The organism is Kribbella sp. NPDC049174, from assembly GCF_043197365.1.
Taxonomy (GTDB): Bacteria; Actinomycetota; Actinomycetes; order Propionibacteriales; family Kribbellaceae; genus Kribbella.
This window is the reverse complement of sequence record NZ_JBICSZ010000001.1, coordinates 1520130-1540513: the sequence shown is the minus strand read 5'-3', so window position 1 is coordinate 1540513 and position 20384 is coordinate 1520130. Positions and strand designations below refer to the sequence as shown.

The following is a 20384-nucleotide window of genomic DNA, read 5'->3' as shown; positions in this document are numbered from 1 at the left end:
GCTCGCAGGATGAGGAGGTATGGAGCGGCCGTTGGTGCATGAGGAGTTCGAGCGAGCCCGGAAAGACTTTCACCAACTCATCGAGCAGGCGGACGGACAGGCACTCGGCAGGCGGTCCAACGGGACGCGCTGGACGAACCGGCAACTCCTGTTCCACATGCTGCTCGGATATCTGATCATCCGGGCCCTGCTCCGGCTGGCGCGGACCTTCGCGTACCTACCCGACGGAGCCAGCCGGTCATTCGCGCGACTGCTGAACGCAGGGACCAAGCCCTTCGACGTGGTCAACTTCCTGGGCTCGTACGCCGGTGGCAGCACGCTGAGTCCCGAACGCATGGTGGTGATGTTCGACCACGTCATCGACAAGCTGCACCGGCGGCTGGATGCGGAGAGCGCATCGGAGCTGGCACGGGGTATGTACTACCCGACACGATGGGACCCGTTCTTCAAGGAATACATGACACTGGCGGACATCTACTGCTTCCCGACTCAGCATTTCGACTTCCATCGTCATCAACTCACCCTGGACGGCTGACGTCGACCGGCAGCGTGCCTGTCCGGCGCCACGGCTGTGCGGTCACGCCAGGGCGAGGAAGAGTTTTTCCATCTTCTTGAGGTCGGCCTGGCCGGCCGCGGACTCGTCCGCCAGGCACTGCTGCAGGCCGGTGGCGATGATGGCGAAGCCCGCCCGGTCGAGTGCCTTCGAGACGGCGGCGAGCTGGGTCACGACCTCGTCGCACTCACGTCCTTCCTCGAGCATCTTGAGGACGCCGGCGAGTTGACCCTGAGCGCGCTTGATGCGGTTGATGACCGGGGTCATCTCGGCGGGTTCCAGCTGCATCAGTTCTCCTGTTCCACAGTGACAAGAGCGGCGGTGAGGCGCATCCTCGCCTCCGCCACGACAGAGTCCAGCGCCGGCGTACCCAGGTCGATGGTGGCCACGTGGCTGCTCCTTCGGACGTGGGGTGTCCTTGGCTTGAGGATACCCCGGGGGGTGTCTACAGTGGGAGCTGTCAATACCCCCATAGGTATTCCGGAGATCGGCATCGTGACCCAGAACTCGCTATCGAGCCCTCCGGCGACCGGTCTGGCGCAGACCGTGCGCGGCTTCACCGTGATCGCGCTCGACACGCCGTCGCTGGGCGACCGCAGCTACGTCGTTCACGACGGTGAGGTCGCCTTCGTGGTCGACCCGCAGCGCGACATCGACCGCATGCTCGCGGTCCTGTCGGATGCCGGCGTACGGCTCACCCACGTCTTCGAGACCCACATCCACAACGACTACGTCACCGGCGGGCTGGCACTCTCGCGGCAGACCGGCGCCCGGTACGTCGTCAACGCCGAGGACCAGGTCTCCTTCGACCGCACGCCGATCCGCGACGGCGACACCGTCGAGATCGGGCGAATGCGCGTCACCGCGCTGGCCACCCCAGGCCATACCTTCACCCATCTCTCGTACGCGCTGTCCGACAGCACGCCCGGCGAGCAGGTCGCCGTGTTCTCCGGCGGCTCACTCCTCTACGGGTCCACCGGACGCCCTGACCTGCTGGGCCACGATCACACGGCGGAGCTGGTGCGTCATCAGCACGCCTCGGCACGCAGGCTCGCCGCGCTGCTGCCCGACGACGCCGGCCTCTATCCCACCCACGGCTTCGGCTCGTTCTGCTCCTCGACACAGTCCGAGGCGAACGCCTCCACGATCGGAGCCGAGAAGAAGTCCAACCCCGCGCTCACTCAGGACGAGCGGGCCTACGTCCGTGAACTCCTCGATGGACTCGGTGCCTACCCCGCGTACTACGCACAGATGGCACCGCGAAACCTCGCCGGGCCGGCGGCGCCAGACCTGTCCCTGCCTGCCAAGGCCGACCCGGCCGAGCTTCGGCGGCGGATCGAGGACGGCGAGTGGGTGGTCGACCTGAGAACGCGGACCGCATTCGCCGCCGGCCACTCCCCTGGGTCATTGAACATCGGTCTCGACGGGTCCTTCGCCACCTATCTCGGCTGGCTGATCACGTGGGGCACACCGGTCACACTGCTCGGTCAGACCGCCGACGACTTCGCGCAGGCGCAGCGGGAGCTCGTGCGGATCGGTATCGATCGCCCGGCGGCGCACGCCACCGGAGGCCCGGCGCTGTGGACAGATGGTGAGCAGGAGTCGTTCCCGGTCGCCACGTTCGAGGACCTGGACCACGTACTCCGGCACCGGCCGGTCGTCGTACTCGATGTGCGGCGTACCGACGAATGCGTCGCCGGCCGGATCGAGGGATCCGTCAACGTTCCACTGCACGAGCTCGTCGCTCGACTCGACGACGTACCTGCCGGCGAGCTGTGGATTCATTGCGCCCACGGCTACCGGGCGTCCATCGCGGCCTCGATCCTCGCCGCCGCGAAGCGCCACCTCGTCGCCATCGACGACTCCTTCGACAACGCTCGCACAACCGGCCTCCCGCTCGTCGGCGGGCAACCGTGACGGCGTACCGCGCTGTTGCCCTGACCTCTTCGCGCCGGCCCCGGCCACACCAAAGGAGTTCGTCCGATGTGCAGAGCAGTCACCTGTAAGACCTGTTCCAAGATCACCTGGGCCGGCTGCGGCCTGCACGTCGATCAGGTTCTGGCCGCCGTGCCACCGGCAGCGCGCTGCCCTGGCCACGCCGAATCCAACCGCCGGGGCCTCCTGGCCCGCCTGCTCCGCCGGTGACGGTCTCCAGCGGGGCTCCCGGGAGGTGGACCGGCCTCGCCGCCGTCGTCCTCGCGGCGGGTTTCGTCGGCCTCGCCCGGCGCGACTTCGGCTACTGACCGGCCGGGTCGGAGCCGAGTCGGGGACCTTCGGCCCTACTGAGGCGCTTGTCCCTGGACGATGGTTGACGGGTGACGCTCCGGTGGCCCCCGAGCCGGTGTCGTCCATCGCCTGGAGGAGACCATGACCGCACCACCCCTGTTCGACCAGTCCTGCCTCGAGATCATCAGTACGGCGGACTGTCTTCGTCTGCTCGGGTCGGTCCCCCTCGGGCGGCTCGTGCACACGTACGGCGGGCTCCCGGCGGTCCGCCTGGTCAACTTCGTCCTGGACGACGACACGATCGTGTTCACCACGGGGCAGGGTGACAAGCTCCGGGCCGCGGAGCGAGGTGACGTGGTCGCCTTCCAGGCCGATGACGTGGACACCGAACGTCATACCGGCTGGACCGTGACGGCCGTCGGCCATCTCTCCGTCGTCACCCCGGACGAGGCCGCCGCACTCCGCCGTGCCCTGCCGCTGCACTCCTGGCTGCCGATGGACGATCCGCACCTGGTCCGCCTGGGCATCGAGACCGTCACCGGCCGCCGCCTTGTCCCCTGGGGCCGCCGCCCTCGCTCGTCTGCGACGAGCCGAAAGGCCCGTTGATTCGGGACCCTTGCCGCTGGGGGCCGCTCCGCTCGGGCGACAGGCTGGCACCACAGGATGTCCGTCCGTTTCCGGCAGAGGAGGCCTCGATGCTCGACGAGCAACTGACGACCGAGGCGCTCGGCGTCCTGCTCGACGCGGTCGCCACAGGTCCTGCCGCGGACGCTCCTTACGCGACGAGGTGAACGGTCATCTGCTCGACGTCTACCTGGACGGATCGCACCGTCTGTACGGCGCTATCCGCTCACGACCCGATCCCAGAGGCTCCGGCTCAGGGCTGAACCACTCGGAGGGCACGGGCCGCACCGTTGGTGATCATGGGGGACGGGGCTCGGTGCCGGACTTCGACCAGGTAGAGGTCGCCCATGCCGTCCTTGGCCCACTCCAGTTCCATCGGCCGCTTGAAGTGCCGGTCAGCCACGACCGACCACGCGGCGAGTTCTTGGATGTCCTCATCGGTGAGCACCAGCGTCGCGCGTTCCGCCGGTGCGGTGGGAATCGTCCGTGTCCCCCGCAGCTCGGCGTACACGGTCTTCGTTCGCTTGGCACCGCGATGCTTCACGATCATCGGGCGGGCCCCCGGATGAACCGAGTACTGATCCGGGTCCTCTGCAGCCGGCTCACCCAGCCCCCAGGCAGCACGGATGCGGACGAAGGTGCTCTCAGCGCGCGCCGTGCCGGACCCGCCGAGGTCGGAGCGCACCATCCGCTGCACCACCACCGGCATCACAGCGGCCAGATGGTCGGGGCCGCGGAGCTCACGGTGGCCGACCGCAACCGAGCCGAACAACGACGCGAAGCAGCGACGGCACGCCGCGAGCACGTCCGGACCACTGCTGAGATGGAGCACGACCTCGTCGCGCTCGTCGTCCTGTGGTGCCGCCGGACTGCACCGTACGGCGACCTCGGTGCCGTCGCCGCCCAGTTCCTCGTAGGCCTCGAGAATCCGGCCGGCCAGGGCCGGAGGCAACGGTGCCTCGCAGAAGGCGGTCCGGATCGCGCCCGCGACAGCCACCACGTCCCGACCCGCCCGGTACCTGCGGATCTGCCGCGCGATCACCGGACCGAGCCCGGCCTCGCGGACGAACTCCTGGTACGCCGCCGCGGTCACCACGAAGCCGGCCGGGACGCTGATGCCCTCGCGGGCCAACTCGGACAGTCTGGCGTTCTTCACGCCGACCTGTGCTGGATCGATTCCGCCGGCGTCCTGTGGCCGGACGACTACCTCGCTGTTCATCACGATCCCTCCATCTCCAGCATCGGGGCGCACGGCAGCCCGGGGCAGGGCCATACGTCCCGCCCGCGGCACACGAAGGACAGGACTTGGGGCTCTGTGCCGACGTCGGGTGCCGTCCCACAGTGAAAGTGAGGAACAAGGAGGCAGTCATGGACGAGGAACCACTGGGTTCGATCCGGACCGACGACGACACATTGCGGGAACAGGCGGTGGAGGAGCTGCGCAAGCGCCGTGAGCTCGCCGGCCACATCCTCGCCTACCTGACGGTGAACACCTTCCTGGTGGTCATCTGGTACCTGACCGGCGCGGGCTTCTTCTGGCCGGCGTTCCCGATGTTCGGCTGGGGCATCGGCCTGATCTTCCACGCCTGGGACGTGCTCTGGCCGCAGCCGAGCGAGACCGCCGTCCGGGCCACGATGGATCGCATCGCCCGCCGCAGCTGAACACACCGAATGAGCCGGCCGCCGCCTGGGCCGGCTCATTCCACGACTACCGGTCGTCGGTTGGATCGCCGGACATCACGACGTCGGCGAGCAGACGGCGAGGAGTCGGGGGCACCGTCGGGCCGTAGCCGAAGCGGATGACGGCCTGCGGACGGGTCCACGGGCCGAGCGGATCGTCGATCTGCCGGCGGAGGTCCTCGTGCTCGATCACCTGATTCAGCAAGGAGGTCGACACCCCGTGGGCGGTCGCCTCGAGGAGGACGCGCTCGAGTGCCTGGCCGGCGCGCAGCCAGTCGATCGGCCCGTCGTACCGGGTCGTCAGGACCGCGAACTGCGGCTCGTGTTCGAAGGAGGCGACCGGGCGGGCCGCGTCGGCTTCAGTGGCGGCCAGCTCGCGCACGACCGCCGCACCATCCGCCGCCTTCGGTCCGAGCGCACTGGACGGGACACCGTCGACGGCCCGGTCACCACCGACCCACCGCCGCCGCTCCGCCGTCTTCGTCGCGTCCTGGTCATCTGCCGCGACCGCGTCCTTCGTTGCCATTCGCAACCACCAGCGCCGGTCCGGCCCATCCAGCCAGCGCAGCTCGGCGCCCTCGATCCGGGCGCTGAGGCCGAGCTCCGCCCGTACCTCGGCCGGTACTCGCTCGTCGGTGAACGGCCGCCGGTTCGTCCGCCGGTGGATCACGTACGGCGCCAGGAGCTGGAGCTGGCCCGATCGCGGACCGCCCAGCTCGATCACCGCCACCAGGTCCGGCCGGCTTTGATCCATCGGGCACCGGACCTCTGAGCCGTACCCTCGCGCTGCCGCCTCGACGCGCAGATTGAAGATCGCGGCACCCAGGGACAGGTACAGCATCCGCCGATCCGGATCCTCCGCCGGTAGTTCGCGCTCGCGGTCCCGGAACACCTCGACCACCCAGTCGTGGAACCGGAACCGCCAGGGCTGGGTGTTGTGCATGGAAGGTGCCAGCACCGCCGCGCGGAGCATCGCATCCCGATCCCCCTTCGACAGCCCGACCATCGGACTCACCGCCTTCGCCACCAGACCACCTGCTAACGACGGTCTCCCGTGACCGGCCCGGGTGGGCAGAGGCGTCGTACCCGTTGCCTCGGGACCTTCAGCCCCGGGTCAGAACCGCCGCCGGCAGCAGGGTCCATCTGTTGGGCCGGTTGCCCTTCAGCTGTCGTCAGGTGTGCAGGCGGACGGGCTCCTGGGTGATCTGTTCGATGTCGGAGGCGGCCGCGTCGAGCAGTTCGTGCGCCAGGTTGGACAGTGCCCGGGCCACCGCGAGCTCGTCACCGATCTCGGCGATGTCGGTGTCCCTCGGGTTCCGCCGGGCGGTGCGATCCCCTCCCGCTCATCGTCAGCCGGGTGCCCGCGCCTCAGCAGAGCGCTTGGTCCCACCGAGGTGGGCACTTCAGCCCTGTTGCCCACTCGCGCGATGACGTGAGCTGGAGTTGCGAGGAAGGAGTCGGTCATGGCTGACATCGACAATGCCCGCATCCAGCTCCTCCCCCGCCGGTGGCCTGCTGCCGATCGGAGCCGCCGAACCGCCGGCCAGGCTGCTCCGCGACATCGTGCTGTGCAACGACGCCGACCTGCGCGCACCGGGCCCGGACCAGTCCGACTGGCTGCCGCTGGGTGAAATGGGCCGGTCTGCCGACCCGGGCACGAAAGGAGCACCGTCGATGGTTCGCCGGTCATCGCCGGCAGCTGAGCCGGCTGCGCTCTCCGCTCCGTACCCTCCCCGGCCGGAGCGGAGAGGCTCGTCCGTGCTCGCCTGGCTGCGGAGCGCGGCCGGGCTGCTGGTCCTGCTCGCGGTGGTGGACTACTTCGTCCTTCCCAAGCTTGCGGGCACGCAACAGTCACTGCACCTGCTCGGTGGGATCAGACCGTGGTGGGTTGCCGTAGGCATCCTTCTGGAGGCTGCCAGTCTGGTCTGCTATTCGCTGTTCACCCGCAGCGTGCTGCGCGACAGCCCGCTGCGGTTCGGATGGATCCTCCGCTCGGACCTGACCGGCTTCGGCGTGAGCCACGTCGTGCCCGGCGGCGGCGCCACGGCAACCGCGCTGCGTTTCCGGCTCCTGGTGTCGGGCGGAGCACGTCTGGAAGATGTGACCGCCGCGATCGCCGCCGAAGGCGTCGGCGCCTGGCTGTCGCTGGCGGCGATCTTCTGGTTCGCACTCATCCCCGCCGTCCTCCTGTACGGACCGACAGCTCTCTACGTCATCATCCTGCTGATCGGCGCCCTGCTCGCGATCTGTGCGGTGGTCGCGCTCCGGCAGCGGTCCCGGCTGGCGAGACCGGCCAAGCGGATCCTGCGCTTCGCCTTCGACCGGCTGCCGCGGCGGCTCCGGCCCCGGGCGCAGGCGAGCGCCGACCAACTCCGCAACCTGCTGACAGACCGCAACGTGCGCTCGGCCTTCGCCCTCTGGCCGACGGCCAACTGGCTACTCGATGCCGCGGCACTGTGGGTGTTCCTGGCCGCGTACGGACACGCAATGGATCCGGTCGCACTGCTGCTCGCCTACTGCATCGCCTGTTTGCTCGCCGTCCTGCCCTTCACCCCGGGTGGGCTCGGCGTCATCGAAGGCGTCCTGATCTCCGGGCTGCTCGGCTTCGGAGTGCCGGCCGGAGTCGCCGTCCTGGGTGTCGTGTCCTGGCGGCTGTTCCAGTTCTGGGCGCCGATCCCGGTCGCCGGCATCTGCTACCTCTCCCTGCGAACACCAGGCTGGCGGAACAGGATCCCCACCGGGCCCTGATTCCAGGCATGACGAGCACCGGCGCTTCGGTTGTCGCGGGATCTCGTCGATCGTGTCCAGGGGGACCAGACTGGACAGATGAGGACGGAGACGCTCGGCAGTGGCTTCCTGGCTTTGCCCGACGGCACGGGACCGTATCCGGGTCTGGTCGTCATTCACGAGGCATTCGGTCTGAACGACAACATCCGCGACACCTGCCGACGGTTCGCCGCGGAGGGATATGCCGCCCTCGGCGTCGACCTGTTCGAAGGACGCAACCGCGCAGTGTGCATGGCCCGGATGTTCGCCGGCGCCATGGCCGGGAATCTCTAGCACTACGGCGTTCCGGCCCTGAAGGCCGCGCTCGGTCGTCTGGGCGACCATCCCGAGGTAGATGCCGCCCGCATCGGTGCCATCGGTTTCTGCCTGGGTGGTTCCATCGTCTTGACCTGGGCGTGTACCGACGACCGGCTGACCGCGATAGCTCCGTTCTACGGTGCCGCACCGAGGCCGCGGGACGCGATCAGCCGCCTCTGCCCGGTCGTTGGATCGTGGCCGGGAAAGGACTTCACCACCAAGGCCGCCACAGTGCTGGAGACCGAGCTGACAGCGGCCGGTGTTCCGCACGACTTGAGGGTCTATCCCGGCGCCAAGCACTCCTTCTTCAACGACCGGTGGCGCAACTACCAGGCCGCCGCGGCAACGGATTCCTGGCAGCGCGTCCTGGCGTTCTTCGCCGAGCATGTGCGGCACGGAACGCCCGGGCCGGCTGACGTGTAGAGGACGGTGTCGTCAGGGTTCCTTCATCGGGCGTACGACGGCGACCGGGCAGGTCGCGTGCTGCAGCAGGGTCTGGCTGACCGAGCCGAGCAGCAGACCTGCGACGCCGCCGCGACCACGGGAACCGACCACGACCATCGAACTGTTGCCGCTGCGTTCCGCCAGCACGGCGGCCGGGCGGCCGGCGTCGACCTCGGCCCGGACCCGCACTGCCGGGAACTTCTCCCGGTACGGCGCCAGACTCTCGGCCAGCCAATTCCGGAGCAGCTCCTCCGCGTCGTCGATCGCCACCTCCTGGCGAGCCAGTGGCTGCCAGCAGTAGACGACCTCGAGCGGGTTGCCGGACCGGGCCGCCTCCTCGAAGCCGAACAGCAGAGCTGCCTCCGAATACGCGGAACCGTCGGTGCCGACCAGCACAGGTCCGGCCGAGGTGAGTCCGCGCACCACAACGACCGGGCAGGGTGCCTTGGCCGTCACCGCCGTCGCGGTCGAGCCCAGCAGGGCGGCCCCGACCTTGCTGTGCGCCCGCGAGCCGAGCACGACCAGCTCGGCCCCAGGCGCCTCACTCAGTATCGCGTTCGCCGCCGTGTCAGCCGCCAGCCATCCCGACCCGTTCTCGTACCCGAGCCGGTCGCGGACGAAGTCGACCGCGGCGTCCAGGTCGGCCCGGTACCGGTCCACCTCCGGTTCGGAAAGGTAGCCCTCGGCACCGATCGCCGGCCACTTCACCGCCTGGTCCAGATAGGCGTACACCACCCGTACGGCCCGACCTCGCGCGGCGGCCGCGTCGACCGCCCAGCGCAGCGCGACCTGGCTCTCAGAACCAGCATCGACCCCGACGAGGATGAACTTTCCTGCACTCTCCATGATCCGCCCTTCAGTTCGCCGGCCCGTGATCACACGATCGCAGTACGCGAGTCTCTATTCCACTCCGCAGCGGCCACTTCAAGCAGGGTCTAAGGTCCCGATCTCCGGGTCCTCGGCCACCGAACCCGGTCGCGGATCCGAAGGCAGGAGGTCTGTCCGGGCACGGGTCCTTCGGCACTGGTACCCGACGAGGTCCGGTTCTGTAGTGGATGTCATGACAGACGAAGCCGGACGGATCGTCGTGTCGGGCCTGACGAAGGTGTTCGGGACGGTGCGCGCGGTCGACAATCTGAACTTCACCGCGGCCCCAGGGAGCGTGACCGGATTCCTCGGGCCGAACGGCGCAGGCAAGACCACGACGCTGCGCTGCCTGCTGGGGCTGGTCGCCCCGACGGCGGGTACCGCGACCATCGGCGGCCTGCGGTACGTCGACCTCCCGCGACCATCCGGCACGGTTGGCGCAGTGCTCGAGGCGTCCAGCTTCCACCCGGCACGGACGGCCAGAAACCACCTGCGGGTGCTCTGTGTGGCCAACGGATACCCGGTCCGACGCGCGGACGACGTACTCGATCTGGTCGGCCTGACGCCGGCCGCCCGACGCCCGGTGAGCGAGTACTCCGCCGGCATGCGGCAACGCCTCGGCCTGGCCGCCGCGCTGCTCGGCGAACCCCAGGTGCTGTTGCTGGACGAGCCGGCGAACGGCCTGGACCCGGAGGGCATCGTCTGGCTGCGCAGGTTTCTCCGCCGGCTGGCCGCCGAGGGACGCACCATCCTCGTGTCCAGCCATGTGCTCAGCGAGGTCGAACAGACCGTTGACGACGTCGTGATCATCGATCGGGGTTCGCTCGTCCGGCAAGGCAGTCTGGCCGAGCTGGCCGACGGGCAGGCCCGCCCGGTGGTCGTCCGTGGACCCGACCTCGACCGGCTGGCGAAGGTCCTGCATGACCTTGCGGACCTGGCGCACCGTGACGGCGCACTGGTGGTGACGGGTCTGCGCCCCGAAGACGTCGGGCACCTCGCGTTCGCCGAGCGGATCGAACTGCACGAGCTCAGCACCGAACCCAGCGACCTGGAGGACATCTTCTTCACGCTCACCGGTGGAGGTGCATCCGGATGACGAACCTGGTCCGCGCCGAGTTCACCAAACTCTTCACCACCAAGCTCTGGCTCTGGCTTCTCGTCGGCGCCGTCGGCCTGACCGCGCTGTTCGTCAGCCTCACCATCGGGCTCGAGGGACAGGAGGGCAACCCGAGCCCTCCGCTCGACTCGGTGGAGGGCCAGCAGGCACTGTTCAGTTCCGCCGGAGGCGCGGCGGTCTTCTCCGTGGTGCTCGGCATCATCGCGATGACCGGCGAGTACCGCCACCAGACAATTACTCCGACGTTCCTGGTCACCCCGCGCCGCGGCCGGGTGGTGGCCGCCAAACTGATCGCGTACGCGCTCGCCGGCCTGGGCTTCGGAACCGTCAACGTGCTCGTGTCCCTGGCGATCGCCGTACCCTGGCTCGAGGTCAAGGACGTCGACCTCACGCTCACCGCCAACGGGATCCCCGGGACGCTGCTGGGTGTCCTGCTCGGCCTCGCGATCTTCACCGTGATCGGGGTCGGCATCGGTGCGCTGGTCCGCAACCAGGTCGCCGCCGTGGTCGGGACCCTCGTCTATTCGCTCGTCGTCGAGTCCTTCGTCTCGCTTCTGCCGACGATCCGCGACTACTTCAAGTACTTCCCTGGCGGCGCCTTCAGCGGCCTGACCAACAGCTACCAGCCGGACGTGACCTTCCTCGCCGCTTGGCAGTCTGGCCTGCTGATGGTGGCGTACGGCGTTGTCTTCGCCGTCCTGGGCACCACCATCGCCGTCCGCCGCGACATCACCTGAGCCGTCCGCGCGTGCGGGGCCGAAGGTCCCGCGGGCTCGATGACGGAGGGCTCTGTCGGCAGCCGGCAGGGCGCGGAGGCTGGAAGTGAGAGACAACCCTCGGGAGGAATCATGAGCACTCTGTATCCGGTCCGGGTGGACGGATCACTCGACGACCGGCTGAACCGCTGGCTCTGGCTGGTCAAGTGGATCCTGGTGATCCCGCATCTGTTGATACTGGCCCTGTTGTGGATCGCGTTCGCCGTACTGAGCATCGTGGCGTTCTTCGCGATCCTGTTCACCGGGCGCTACCCGCGAGGGATCTTCGACTTCAATGTCGGGGTACTGCGCTGGACGTGGCGGATGGACTTCTATGCGTACGGCGCCCTCGGCACCGACAAGTACCCGCCGTTCACGCTCGCCGAAGTCCCCGAGTATCCGGCGCACCTTGACGTGACCTACCCCGAACGCCTCTCGCGCGGCCTGGTGCTGGTCAAGTGGTGGCTGCTGGCGATTCCGCACTATCTCGTGGTCGGGTTCTTTATCGGCGGCGGCACGTGGTTCGTCGTCAACGCCGACGCGGACGCCTGGACCTGGGGAGCCGGACTGGTCGGACTGCTGGTACTGGTTGCTGCCGTGGCGCTGCTGTTCACCGGGCGCTACCCACGGTCGATCTTCGATCTGGTCCTCGGCATGAACCGGTGGGTGCTGCGCGTAGCGGCGTACGCGGCGCTGATGGTCGACGAGTACCCGCCGTTCCGACTCGACATGGGCGGCGACGACCCGGGCACGACCCGGTTGGGGCCGCCGCCGGCTCCTGCCACGCTCTCGCAAAGGTCCGGTTCCGCCACACCGCCGCCGCAGGGTCCGGCCACGCGCTGGTCGGCGGGGCGAGTGATCACGACGGTGCTCGGCACGGTGGTTGCACTCGCGTCCGCCTTCGGGCTGGTCGTCGGCGGCACGATGCTGTGGCTCGACCAGACCCAGCGCGACGGCGCGGGCTATCTGACATCGGACACCGTTTCGCTCCGGACCACCGGGTACGCGCTGGTCAGCGAGGACCTGACGATCGACACCGGCGCGGCGACCGAAGTTCCCCGGCGCCTGATCGGTGACGCCCGGGTGCGTGTGGAGTCGGCCGGCGACGGGCCGGTGTTCGTCGGCGTCGCACGCTCCAGCGATGTGCGCAACTACCTGTCCGGTGTGGACTACTCGACCGTGCGGTCCTTCGGCCCGGACGGCACCCACTACACCGACCACGCAGGTACCGCGCCATCGGTAGCACCCACCGATGCGACGATCTGGCGGACGCAGGCCTACGGCGACGGGGTCCAGACGATCACGTGGGCAGTCGAGAGCGGAGACTGGACCATCGTGGTGATGTCGCCCGACGGCACCGCCGGGATCGACGTCCAGCTGGACGGCGGCGCTACCGTACCGGCCCTCGACTGGCTGTCGATCGTCGTCCTGGTGAGCGCCGGAGCGTTCTTCGTCCTCGGCGTCCTCGCCGTCGCCCTGGCGGTTCCCCGGGCCCGCACGCTGACAAGGTAAGCGACCTGTGGACTCGGAGCCCGCTGCACAGTCAGCGGGCTCCGACGAGCCGGAGCCAGGCGTCGAGTCCCGCCGGGTCGGCTGAGCCGGACCGGAAACCGACGTAGCCATCCGGACGGACCGCCACGACCCCAGGCCCTGGACCGCCACGAGCCAGGCGATGGACGTGGATGCGCGGACCAGCCGCCTGCGAAGGCTCGGCGTCTGCGGACAGCAGGAGATGTATGCCGGGTGTGGCGGTGAGCTCGTGCAGCCGGGCCGTTCTGCCCTCGCAGACTACTGTTGCGTCCGGCAACCGATCACCCGGCTGGAGCTTCCGGTCGGCCGTCGGCGTCCCCGCGTGCGAGAGGACACTGCCGCGGTAGTTCACCCTCAGCTGGGACAACGTGCGGACCACTTCGGCCAGGAGCCACCGCTGCCGCAGCAGGAGCGGGACGGCTGGTGCTGCGAGTGGGGCGAGCGTCGCCCGCAGGGAAGGCGGGCAGTGGCTGGGTTGACGCCTCGGCGAAGAAGATCAGATGCGTCATCGCGAGCACTCGGCGGGCGACCGGCCGGCGTTCCCGGTCATATGAGTCGAGAAGGTCGGAGTACCGCTGCCCGTCGCCGGCAGCGTAGGCCAGCTTCCAGCCGAGGTTGATCGCGTCCTGGATGCCGGTGTTCATCCCCTGCGCTCCGGCCGGAGAGTGCGTGTGGGCCGCATCCCCGGCGAGGAACAGATGCCGGTGCCGGTACGACGCCGCGAGCCGGTGCTGCAACCGCACCTGAGCCGACCACCGCAACTCCTGTACGGCGACGCCCAGCCCGGACTCGTCGAGCACCAACTGAACAGAGACCCGCCTGCGCCCGAGGTGCAGTTCCGCGCGTGGCGAGATGTCGGCCCTGCCGAGCAGTTCGTCGGTCACGCCGAGAGGCCGCAGACACTCCAGCGTGCGCGGGTGCACGATCATCGCCCGCGACGGCCGGAACGCCTCCGTCCGTCTCTCCACCAAGCGCACTGTGGCGCCGTGGTCGTGAGCCTGAAGAGCCGTGGCCAGTCCGGTCGGCCCAGCACCGACCACCAGCAGATCCACCGGCTCGCTCAGGCCGCGTCGACCAACCGCCACCAGGACGTCTCACCGGCTGGTTCGACCGGATCCAGAACGCGAGCGTCGGCGAGCAGGGTTTCGCGCCGCAACCCCGGAATCACGTGGTAGCGAACACAGCCCTTCTGACTCACCAACTCGAGTACTCGCCACAATGCCCGGGCATACGCCTCTGCCGCCTCAGGCCTGTCCCACTCGTAGACGCCCCGATAGAAGCCGAAGTCGTCGTGCGCCAGCCACAACTTCGAGACGAAGCCCTCGAAGCCGACGAACAGCGGTGTGTTGAACCAGGACTCCCACCGAAACAGCGTGTGCCCTCGGCCGCGGACACCACGCAACCGGAAGGCAACCACGAGAACGCAGGGATCGGTGGCCGGCGGCCGGTCGACCACGGTCTCCCGGTAGACCCGGCCTCGTGTTCCGTCGGCAAACGACAACCGTAGGCCGACGTGCTCGTGCGGCTGACGGATCCGGCGCTTCCCCACCAGCCGCACGGTGGTGACAACGCACCGCGCGACTGCCCCGAACGCCGTGGCTCGGGGCAAGGGGCCTTTCTGGGTCATCAGGGCTCGCTCCCTCCCGTTCGCGGCCAGGCAATCCTGGGCTGGTTCATGGCGGTGACTCCTTCCAGCGCGAGCAGGTCAGAGTGACCGGGCGATGCGCTCGGCCATGTCGACTAGGCGGCTGGTGTAACCCCATTCGTTGTCGTACCAGCCGAAGACCTTGACCAGCCGGCCGTTGGCCTGGGTGAGCTGCGCGTCGAAGATGCAGGAGGACGGATCACCGACGATGTCACGCGAGACGATCGGATCCTCGGTGTAGCGCAGCAACCCCTTCAACGGTCCGTCGGCGGCTTCGGCGAACACCCGGTTCACCTGCTCGACGGTCGCGGGCTCGGTCAGCTCGACGCACAGATCGGTCAGCGACCCGTCCTCGACCGGCACCCGCACCGCGACACCGTCGATCTTGCCCGCCAGTTCCGGAATCACCAGCCCGACCGCGCGGGCGGCACCCGTACTCGTCGGGATCAGGTTGGCCGCGCCGGAGCGGCCCCGGCGCAGATCCTTGTGCGGGGAGTCCAGCAGCACCTGGTCGTTGGTGTAGCTGTGGATCGTGGTCATCAGGCCGCGTTCGATACCGAAGGCCCGATGGAGTACCGACACCATCGGTGCGACGCAGTTCGTCGTACAGGAGGCGTTCGAGACGATGTGGTGCTGGGCCGGGTCGTAGTCGTCGTCGTTGACGCCCAGCACGATGGTGGCGTCGACGTCCTTGCCCGGGACGGACAGCAGCACCTTGCGAGCACCGGCGGCGAGGTGGGCTCCGGCCGCCTCACGGGTGCGGAACTTGCCGGTCGACTCGATCACCAGGTCGACGCCGATATCGCCCCAGCCGAGGGCAGCGGGGTCACGTTCGGCCGTCGCCCGGAACGTCCGGCCGTCGACCGTGATCGTGTCCTCGGTATGACCGACGCTCTGCTTCAACGGTCCGTAGGTGGAGTCGTACTTCAGCAGATGCGCCAGTGTCGCCGGCGAGGCGATGTCGTTGATCGCGACCACCTCGATCGCGTCCGACTCCCGTTCCAGCACACAGCGCAGGAAGTCCCGTCCGATCCGCCCGAACCCGTTGATCCCGACCTTGACACTCATGACGTCCCCTCTCCGTGGATTTCACCACTTCCATTCCACGAGATCGCCGGGGCGGTCTACAGGGCCGAAAGTCCCTGGCCCCGACGCCACAGGCCCCCCGGTCGCCGGTCGTGCTCCCAGCCGCGAGCCCTCCACCCAGGGTGGGTGGAGGGCTGTGCTGGTGCGGGTCAGATGAACAGCTGCGGGCGCCTTCGGTCTTCTCGATGAAGTCGGCGGCGCTGATGATGCCTTCGACCTCGGCCACTTCGAGCCGGATGCCGGGACGGAGCAGCTTGTTCGCCGCCATCGTGCCTGCGGTGCCAGCGCCCAGGATCTCCGGGCGGCTCGCCGTCGTACCGGCGCGGGAGCATGCCGAGGTGCACCGCCGGTTGCCGCTGCAGTCGTGGATGGCGCCCACTCACGCGCAGCTGATCCGGCTTGGCCCGGCGAAGCTCACCGGTCGCCGGCTGCTGCTTCGGGAGCGGCGTCACCCGACCCGCTGACCTGGATCGAAGGCCGGGTCGATCCGGCGCGTGTCATGCCGATCGCGTGCTCGCCCGCTCGATGGTTCCCAGCACCGACCTGAGCTCCTGCCCGAGCTCCTCACCCCACTGCCGCGCCCGCGCCAGTTCCCGCTCGTCGATCGGGCCCGCGGTGTCGTCGACGAAGAAGGTTGCCGGCGGCACCATCGGCCGGAAGTCCCGCCGGCGCAGGATCTTCGCCGCGGACCGGGCAGCCGAACCCGGCAGCCGGCGGACCTTGGTGATGCGGGTGTCGAAGGTCGCGGACATCGTCTTGGTGGTGCAGTCCGGCAGAGCGCCGAGCCATTCCCGGATGCCGGTCTCCACCGGCATCACAACCTGGCCCTGCTTGCCGGCGTCCGCCCGCGTCGACGGCCGGCTCATGCTGAACGCGTGCGTCGGTCCACCGACGACGAGCAACCGTGCGTCCATGGGAATCCGGCCCGACGCCTGGTCGACGCGGACCAGATCGGTGTCGATGACAGTACTCAGTCCGTCACGAATCGCGGCCGCGACCCGTTCGGTGTTGCCGAACATCGATTCGTACACGATGAGGGCGCGTGGTGTCTTGGACATGGTCAGCTCCTTGCTTCGGTGGTGTCCGCCGTACGGTCCCGGAAGGCCTGTACGGCGGTGGGAAGTGTGAAGAACACGTGGTCGCGGCCGAGCCGGTCGAGGAAGCCCGCGGCCTCGAGGTCGTCGGAGAGGTCCTGCTTGACCCGGGCCATCGCCAGGACGATGCCGCGCTCGGCCAGCTCCTGGCGCAGCGCGTCGAGTGCGTCGATCGCGGTGATGTCGATCTCGACGTTCGCCTCGGCGTTGAGCAGCAGCCACAGCACCGGCCCCTCGGCGCTGTCGACAGCCGCCAGCGCACGGCGCCGGAAGTCCTCGGCATTCGCGAAGAACAGTGGCGAGTCGTAGCGGTAGACGACCAGGCCCGGAACCGTCCGCGCGTCCGGGTAGTCATCGACGTCATGCATTCCGGCGATCCCGGGAACGATGCCGAGGATCCCGTCGTGCGGCCGGGCGACCCGGCGCAGTAGGTCGAGGACGGACAACGCGACGGCGACCATCACGCCGTACAGGACGTCCAGTGCGATGACCCCGAGGACGGTGGCCAGTGCGATGGCCAGTTCGGTACGGCGGAAGGCCGCGAACCGGCGGAACTCGGCCACATCGATCAACCGCAAGGCCGCGAAGACGACCAGAGCACCCAGCGCCGCCGACGGGAACGTCGACAGCAACGGTCCGGCGAACAGCAGGGTTATGGCCACAACCGCCGCGGCGACCAGCGAATAGACCTGGCTCTTCGCGCCGGTCAGGTCCGCGATCGCGGTGCGGCTGCCACTGCTGCTGATCGGGAATCCGCGGAGCAGACCGGACGAAAGGTTCCCGACCCCCATGGCCAGTAGTTCACGATTCGGATCGATCCGCTCGTGCCGTCGCAGCCCGAACGCGCGGCCGGTGAGCACAGTGTCGGTGTAACCGACCAAGGCGACCCCGACAGCCGGCAGCAGCAACATCCGCAGATCCGCGGCGGAGGCGTGCGGAAGTTCCGGAATGGGGATCCCGGACGGGACTGTGCCGACCAGCTTGACGTCCAAGCCGGTCGCCCAGACCACGATCGATGCGAGCACCACCATGACGAGTGGTCCAGGCAGACGCGGGAGCCACCGTGCGGCAGTCAGCAGGAGAGCCAGCACCGCCACAGACAGGACAACCGTCGGCGTATGCCACGAGCCGATCTGCCGGGCGGCCGAGGCGACCTCCTCGAGCGAGGAGTCGCCGCTGACCCGTACGCCGGCCAGCCGCCCGAGCTGGCCGGTCATCATGATGACCGCGATACCGGCCATGTAACCGACCAATACCGGCTTGGACAGCAGATCCGCCAGGAAACCCAACCTGGCCAGCCACGCGATCAGGTAGACCCCAGCGACGAGGAGCGCCAGCACTGCCGCGAGCATCGCGTACCGGACCGGATCGCCAGCGGCGAGAGGGCCGATCGCCGCTGCCGTCATCAGCGCTGTCGTCGACTCAGGGCCGAGGGACAGCAACCTCGACGAACCGAGCATGAAGTACACCAGCAGCGGACCGAGCGCCGCCCACAGACCGGTGACCGGCGGAAGACCGGCCACCTGTGCGTAGGCCATCACCTGCGGAACCAGATAGGCGGCCACGGTGACGCCCGCGAGCACGTCGGCTCGCAGCCACCCGGCGTGGTAGTGGCGGAGCGCGGCGATCCCGGTCGTGGCCATCTCAGTACATCGGGGTCACGACATCGGGCCGGTGGAGCCGGAGGAGGCGCTCCCGCTCGGCCAGAGTCAAGTGGTGCGGAACGATCGCCACCGGACATGGCATCGCCGCGACGCAACGCCGCGCGACCGGGTCCGCGGCCGGCACGGAATCGTGGCTTCCGACGACGATCAGCCCGACGTCCGCACTCTCGTGCAGGATCGCCTCAGCCGCGGGGCGGCTGCTGAGGTACCTGGTCACCCGCACCTGTGGGAACTCACGGGTCCAGGCAGCCACCGCCTCGCTGATGGTGTGGTCGGCCCGGGTGATCCACGAGTGTTCGACGTCGTCGTCGTTCCAGGCGTGATCCGGCGGCAGGCCGGCCCGCACGACGATCAGGTCGCCCTCGCGGTCGGCTGCGGCCCGGAACGCGAATTCCACCGCCTCGTTGGACAGGGACGACCCGTCGATGCCGATCGCCACCTTGCGGTCCACCGCGGACGGGCGCCACGACAGGGGTACGACGAGGACCGGGCAGCCGACCCGGGCAGCCAGGTTCAGGTTCTTCTGAGCAGCCAGCGACCGCTGGGGACCGCGCTTCGGGGTCCGGCCGATGATCAGCACTCGCGCGTGGCGCGCGACTTCCGCGAGCACTCTCGCCCGCGAACCTTCCTTCGCCACAGCCTCCACCTGCAGGCCGTAGCCGTACCGATGCCTGACGTGGGCAACGGCCGCCCGCAGCCACGCGTCCGCCACCTCGCCAGGCGGCTTCGGCAGGTCGCTCGGCGGCATCGGGGAGAAGGTGCTGTGCGCCCGGTAGGACGCGGCCAGGACCAGATCGGCACCGGACCGAAGCGCCTCCACGCAGGCATAGTCGATCACCCGCTGCCCCTCGGTCAGAGCGTCGACCTCGACGAGGACCGGTCCGCTTCGCACCCAACTGTTCATCTCACGCCTCCATCCGACTGTGCTCACATCGAGCGTCGCTCGTACGGCTCCCCCGGCGGCAGAGGCGCGGTGCCCCGGCGTTCGGGCCGGACGGCAACAGTTGGAGGGACCTTGGTCCCGCCGGCAGTGATCTCTCCTCCGGGCACAGAGAGGTGCCGTGCGACCTGTCCGCCCACAGGCCGCGCGGCACGTTCCTGGTGTTGCATGCCTCAGCGTGTTCCACCGTCGCCGGTGTGGTCCCGCCGAGCGTGGACGACAGCCATCGGGCAGGTCGCGTGGTGAAGGATGCCCCGGGCAACGGAACCCAGGAGCACGGCGCTCAGCCGGTGGTGCCGGCGGCCGCCCACGACCAGCAACTGGGCATCAGAGTCCTCGGCCGCCGTGACGACGGAGTCGACCGGGTGACCCCGCCGTACGTCGACGTCGATCGTCAGTCCGGGATACTTGCTCCGCAACCGGTCCGCGAGCGCGTCGACCCGATGCCGTGCCTTGGCCGGCAACTCCTCGCTGACACCTGCCATGTTCACCGCATCCCAGCTGTACATGGCGGGCAGGTCCCAGGCATGCACCAGACGGATCGGCAGGTTCCGCTCAGCGGCCGCGGTCACGGCGAAGTCGAGCGCACCCTGGTCGTCGCCGGCGTCCTCCACCGCGACGAACACCGGGCCGGTGTGATCCGACGGCTGCCAATGATCAGGCACGACGACCACCGGAACCGTCGCCGCGGACGCGACCGCCTCCGAGGTCGAGCCGATCAGCAGCCTCTTGAAGGCGCCGAGCCCGCGTCGGCCGACGACCAGCATCCGGCCCTCCGCCGACGCTTCGGTCAGCGTCGCGGCCGGTGGTCCCGCGATCAGTCCCACCTCGTGATCGAGCGATCCCGGACTGCTGTCGAGGTGCTTCTGCACGTCCTTGACGAGTTCCATCACGGCATCGTCGACGACCGTCGGCTGCCAGTACGAACTGCCGCGCAGCTTGTCGTCGATCACGTGCAACGCCTGCAGCGGCTCGTGCCGCAACTGGGACTCCTGCAGCGCCCACTCCAACGCACCGTTGTCACGCCAGGATCCATCGACACCGACGTGAATGATCGGTTTGGTGGTCATCGTGG

22 protein-coding genes and 2 pseudogenes are annotated in these 20384 nt (G+C 69.0%); 11 read left to right on the top strand and 13 right to left on the bottom strand.

Translation table 11 applies throughout. From position 1 onward, the window contains the following. The first annotated feature begins 19 nt into the window (after window positions 1–19). On the top strand, window positions 20–535 hold the full coding sequence (locus tag ACGFIF_RS07220) for a DinB family protein (protein WP_393152362.1): 516 nt from the start codon (window positions 20–22) through the stop codon (window positions 533–535). 42 nt (window positions 536–577) lie between these two features. Here the strand turns inward: ACGFIF_RS07220 and ACGFIF_RS07215 are convergent, their stop codons facing one another. Next, window positions 578–841: a metal-sensitive transcriptional regulator gene (locus ACGFIF_RS07215; RefSeq protein WP_393152360.1), complete on the bottom strand. Its 264-nt coding sequence runs from the start codon at window positions 839–841 to the stop codon at window positions 578–580. A 162-nt stretch (window positions 842–1003) separates the two neighbouring features. Here ACGFIF_RS07215 and ACGFIF_RS07210 point away from each other — a divergent pair, with 162 nt between their 5' ends. The 3 genes from ACGFIF_RS07210 (at window position 1004) to ACGFIF_RS07200 (ending at window position 3385) form a co-directional block, all read left to right on the top strand. Then, window positions 1004–2470 (top strand): rhodanese-like domain-containing protein, encoded by a 1467-nt coding sequence (locus ACGFIF_RS07210; RefSeq protein ID WP_393152358.1) that lies wholly within the window; start codon window positions 1004–1006, stop codon window positions 2468–2470. Between the two features lie 66 nt (window positions 2471–2536). Continuing rightward, entirely contained in the window at window positions 2537–2698 is a 162-nt protein-coding gene (locus tag ACGFIF_RS07205; RefSeq protein WP_393152356.1) for a hypothetical protein, read from the top strand. Window positions 2699–2920: 222 nt separating this feature from the next. Further along, on the top strand, window positions 2921–3385 hold the full coding sequence (locus ACGFIF_RS07200) for a pyridoxamine 5'-phosphate oxidase family protein (protein ID WP_393152354.1): 465 nt from the start codon (window positions 2921–2923) through the stop codon (window positions 3383–3385). A 271-nt stretch (window positions 3386–3656) separates the two neighbouring features. Here ACGFIF_RS07200 and ACGFIF_RS07195 read toward each other — a convergent pair whose 3' ends face one another. Then, window positions 3657–4622 carry a PEP/pyruvate-binding domain-containing protein gene (locus ACGFIF_RS07195; RefSeq protein WP_393152352.1) on the bottom strand — a complete coding sequence of 322 codons (966 nt, stop codon included), beginning with the start codon at window positions 4620–4622 and terminating at the stop codon, window positions 3657–3659. Between the two features lie 149 nt (window positions 4623–4771). Between ACGFIF_RS07195 and ACGFIF_RS07190 the strand changes: the two genes are divergently transcribed. Then, the gene (locus ACGFIF_RS07190; protein ID WP_393152350.1) at window positions 4772–5065 is read left to right on the top strand and encodes a 2TM domain-containing protein; all 294 of its coding nucleotides are present in this window, start codon (window positions 4772–4774) and stop codon (window positions 5063–5065) included. Between the two features lie 46 nt (window positions 5066–5111). On the opposite strand, the gene ACGFIF_RS07185 is transcribed toward ACGFIF_RS07190, so the two are convergent. After that, window positions 5112–6110, bottom strand: coding sequence for an Acg family FMN-binding oxidoreductase (locus ACGFIF_RS07185; protein ID WP_393152348.1), 999 nt, complete (start codon window positions 6108–6110; stop codon window positions 5112–5114). Window positions 6111–6255: 145 nt separating this feature from the next. Next, window positions 6256–6399, bottom strand: a pseudogene (locus tag ACGFIF_RS07180) (dsRBD fold-containing protein); the annotation flags it as partial. A gap of 163 nt (window positions 6400–6562) precedes the next feature. On the opposite strand from ACGFIF_RS07180, the gene ACGFIF_RS07175 reads away from it, so the two are divergent. Next, complete coding sequence (locus tag ACGFIF_RS07175; RefSeq protein WP_393152346.1) at window positions 6563–7831, top strand: YbhN family protein; 1269 nt, start codon at window positions 6563–6565, stop codon at window positions 7829–7831. A 78-nt stretch (window positions 7832–7909) separates the two neighbouring features. After that, window positions 7910–8590 (top strand): annotated as a pseudogene (locus tag ACGFIF_RS07170) (dienelactone hydrolase family protein). Window positions 8591–8602: 12 nt separating this feature from the next. Here ACGFIF_RS07170 and ACGFIF_RS07165 read toward each other — a convergent pair. Further along, window positions 8603–9457: a universal stress protein gene (locus ACGFIF_RS07165; protein WP_393152344.1), complete on the bottom strand. Its 855-nt coding sequence runs from the start codon at window positions 9455–9457 to the stop codon at window positions 8603–8605. A 214-nt stretch (window positions 9458–9671) separates the two neighbouring features. Between ACGFIF_RS07165 and ACGFIF_RS07160 the strand changes: the two genes are divergently transcribed. From ACGFIF_RS07160 to ACGFIF_RS07150, 3 genes are all read left to right on the top strand, one after another. After that, window positions 9672–10574, top strand: coding sequence for an ABC transporter ATP-binding protein (locus tag ACGFIF_RS07160; protein ID WP_393152342.1), 903 nt, complete (start codon window positions 9672–9674; stop codon window positions 10572–10574). Then, window positions 10571–11332, top strand: a complete 762-nt coding sequence (locus tag ACGFIF_RS07155; protein ID WP_393152340.1) for an ABC transporter permease — start codon at window positions 10571–10573, stop codon at window positions 11330–11332. Before ACGFIF_RS07160 ends, ACGFIF_RS07155 begins: the two co-directional genes overlap by 4 nt. A 111-nt stretch (window positions 11333–11443) precedes the next feature. Further along, entirely contained in the window at window positions 11444–12862 is a 1419-nt protein-coding gene (locus ACGFIF_RS07150) for a DUF4389 domain-containing protein (protein ID WP_393152338.1), read from the top strand. Between the two features lie 31 nt (window positions 12863–12893). On the opposite strand, the gene ACGFIF_RS07145 is transcribed toward ACGFIF_RS07150, so the two are convergent. From ACGFIF_RS07145 to gap, 4 genes are all read right to left on the bottom strand, one after another. After that, a complete protein-coding gene (locus ACGFIF_RS07145; protein ID WP_393153671.1) occupies window positions 12894–13232 on the bottom strand; it encodes a hypothetical protein in 339 nt (112 codons plus the stop codon). Continuing rightward, a complete protein-coding gene (locus ACGFIF_RS07140; RefSeq protein WP_393153669.1) occupies window positions 13162–13932 on the bottom strand; it encodes an FAD-dependent oxidoreductase in 771 nt (256 codons plus the stop codon). The genes ACGFIF_RS07145 and ACGFIF_RS07140 overlap by 71 nt, the downstream gene beginning before the upstream one ends. An 8-nt stretch (window positions 13933–13940) precedes the next feature. Continuing rightward, a complete protein-coding gene (locus ACGFIF_RS07135; RefSeq protein WP_393152336.1) occupies window positions 13941–14507 on the bottom strand; it encodes a hypothetical protein in 567 nt (188 codons plus the stop codon). Between the two features lie 78 nt (window positions 14508–14585). Continuing rightward, window positions 14586–15593, bottom strand: a complete 1008-nt coding sequence (gene gap, locus ACGFIF_RS07130; RefSeq protein ID WP_393152334.1) for a type I glyceraldehyde-3-phosphate dehydrogenase — start codon at window positions 15591–15593, stop codon at window positions 14586–14588. Between the two features lie 296 nt (window positions 15594–15889). On the opposite strand from gap, the gene ACGFIF_RS07125 reads away from it, so the two are divergent. Further along, on the top strand, window positions 15890–16075 hold the full coding sequence (locus tag ACGFIF_RS07125; RefSeq protein ID WP_393152332.1) for a hypothetical protein: 186 nt from the start codon (window positions 15890–15892) through the stop codon (window positions 16073–16075). Between the two features lie 33 nt (window positions 16076–16108). Here ACGFIF_RS07125 and ACGFIF_RS07120 read toward each other — a convergent pair whose 3' ends face one another. The 4 genes from ACGFIF_RS07120 to ACGFIF_RS07105 all read right to left on the bottom strand — a co-directional run bounded on the left by ACGFIF_RS07120 (window position 16109) and on the right by ACGFIF_RS07105 (window position 20379). Beyond that, window positions 16109–16669, bottom strand: a complete 561-nt coding sequence (locus tag ACGFIF_RS07120; protein ID WP_393152330.1) for a flavodoxin family protein — start codon at window positions 16667–16669, stop codon at window positions 16109–16111. Between the two features lie 2 nt (window positions 16670–16671). Next, complete coding sequence (locus ACGFIF_RS07115; RefSeq protein WP_393152328.1) at window positions 16672–18348, bottom strand: SulP family inorganic anion transporter; 1677 nt, start codon at window positions 18346–18348, stop codon at window positions 16672–16674. Window position 18349: 1 nt separating this feature from the next. Continuing rightward, window positions 18350–19273, bottom strand: coding sequence for a universal stress protein (locus ACGFIF_RS07110; RefSeq protein WP_393152326.1), 924 nt, complete (start codon window positions 19271–19273; stop codon window positions 18350–18352). A gap of 209 nt (window positions 19274–19482) precedes the next feature. Further along, a complete protein-coding gene (locus ACGFIF_RS07105; protein ID WP_393152324.1) occupies window positions 19483–20379 on the bottom strand; it encodes a universal stress protein in 897 nt (298 codons plus the stop codon). Between the last annotated feature and the right edge of the window lie 5 nt (window positions 20380–20384).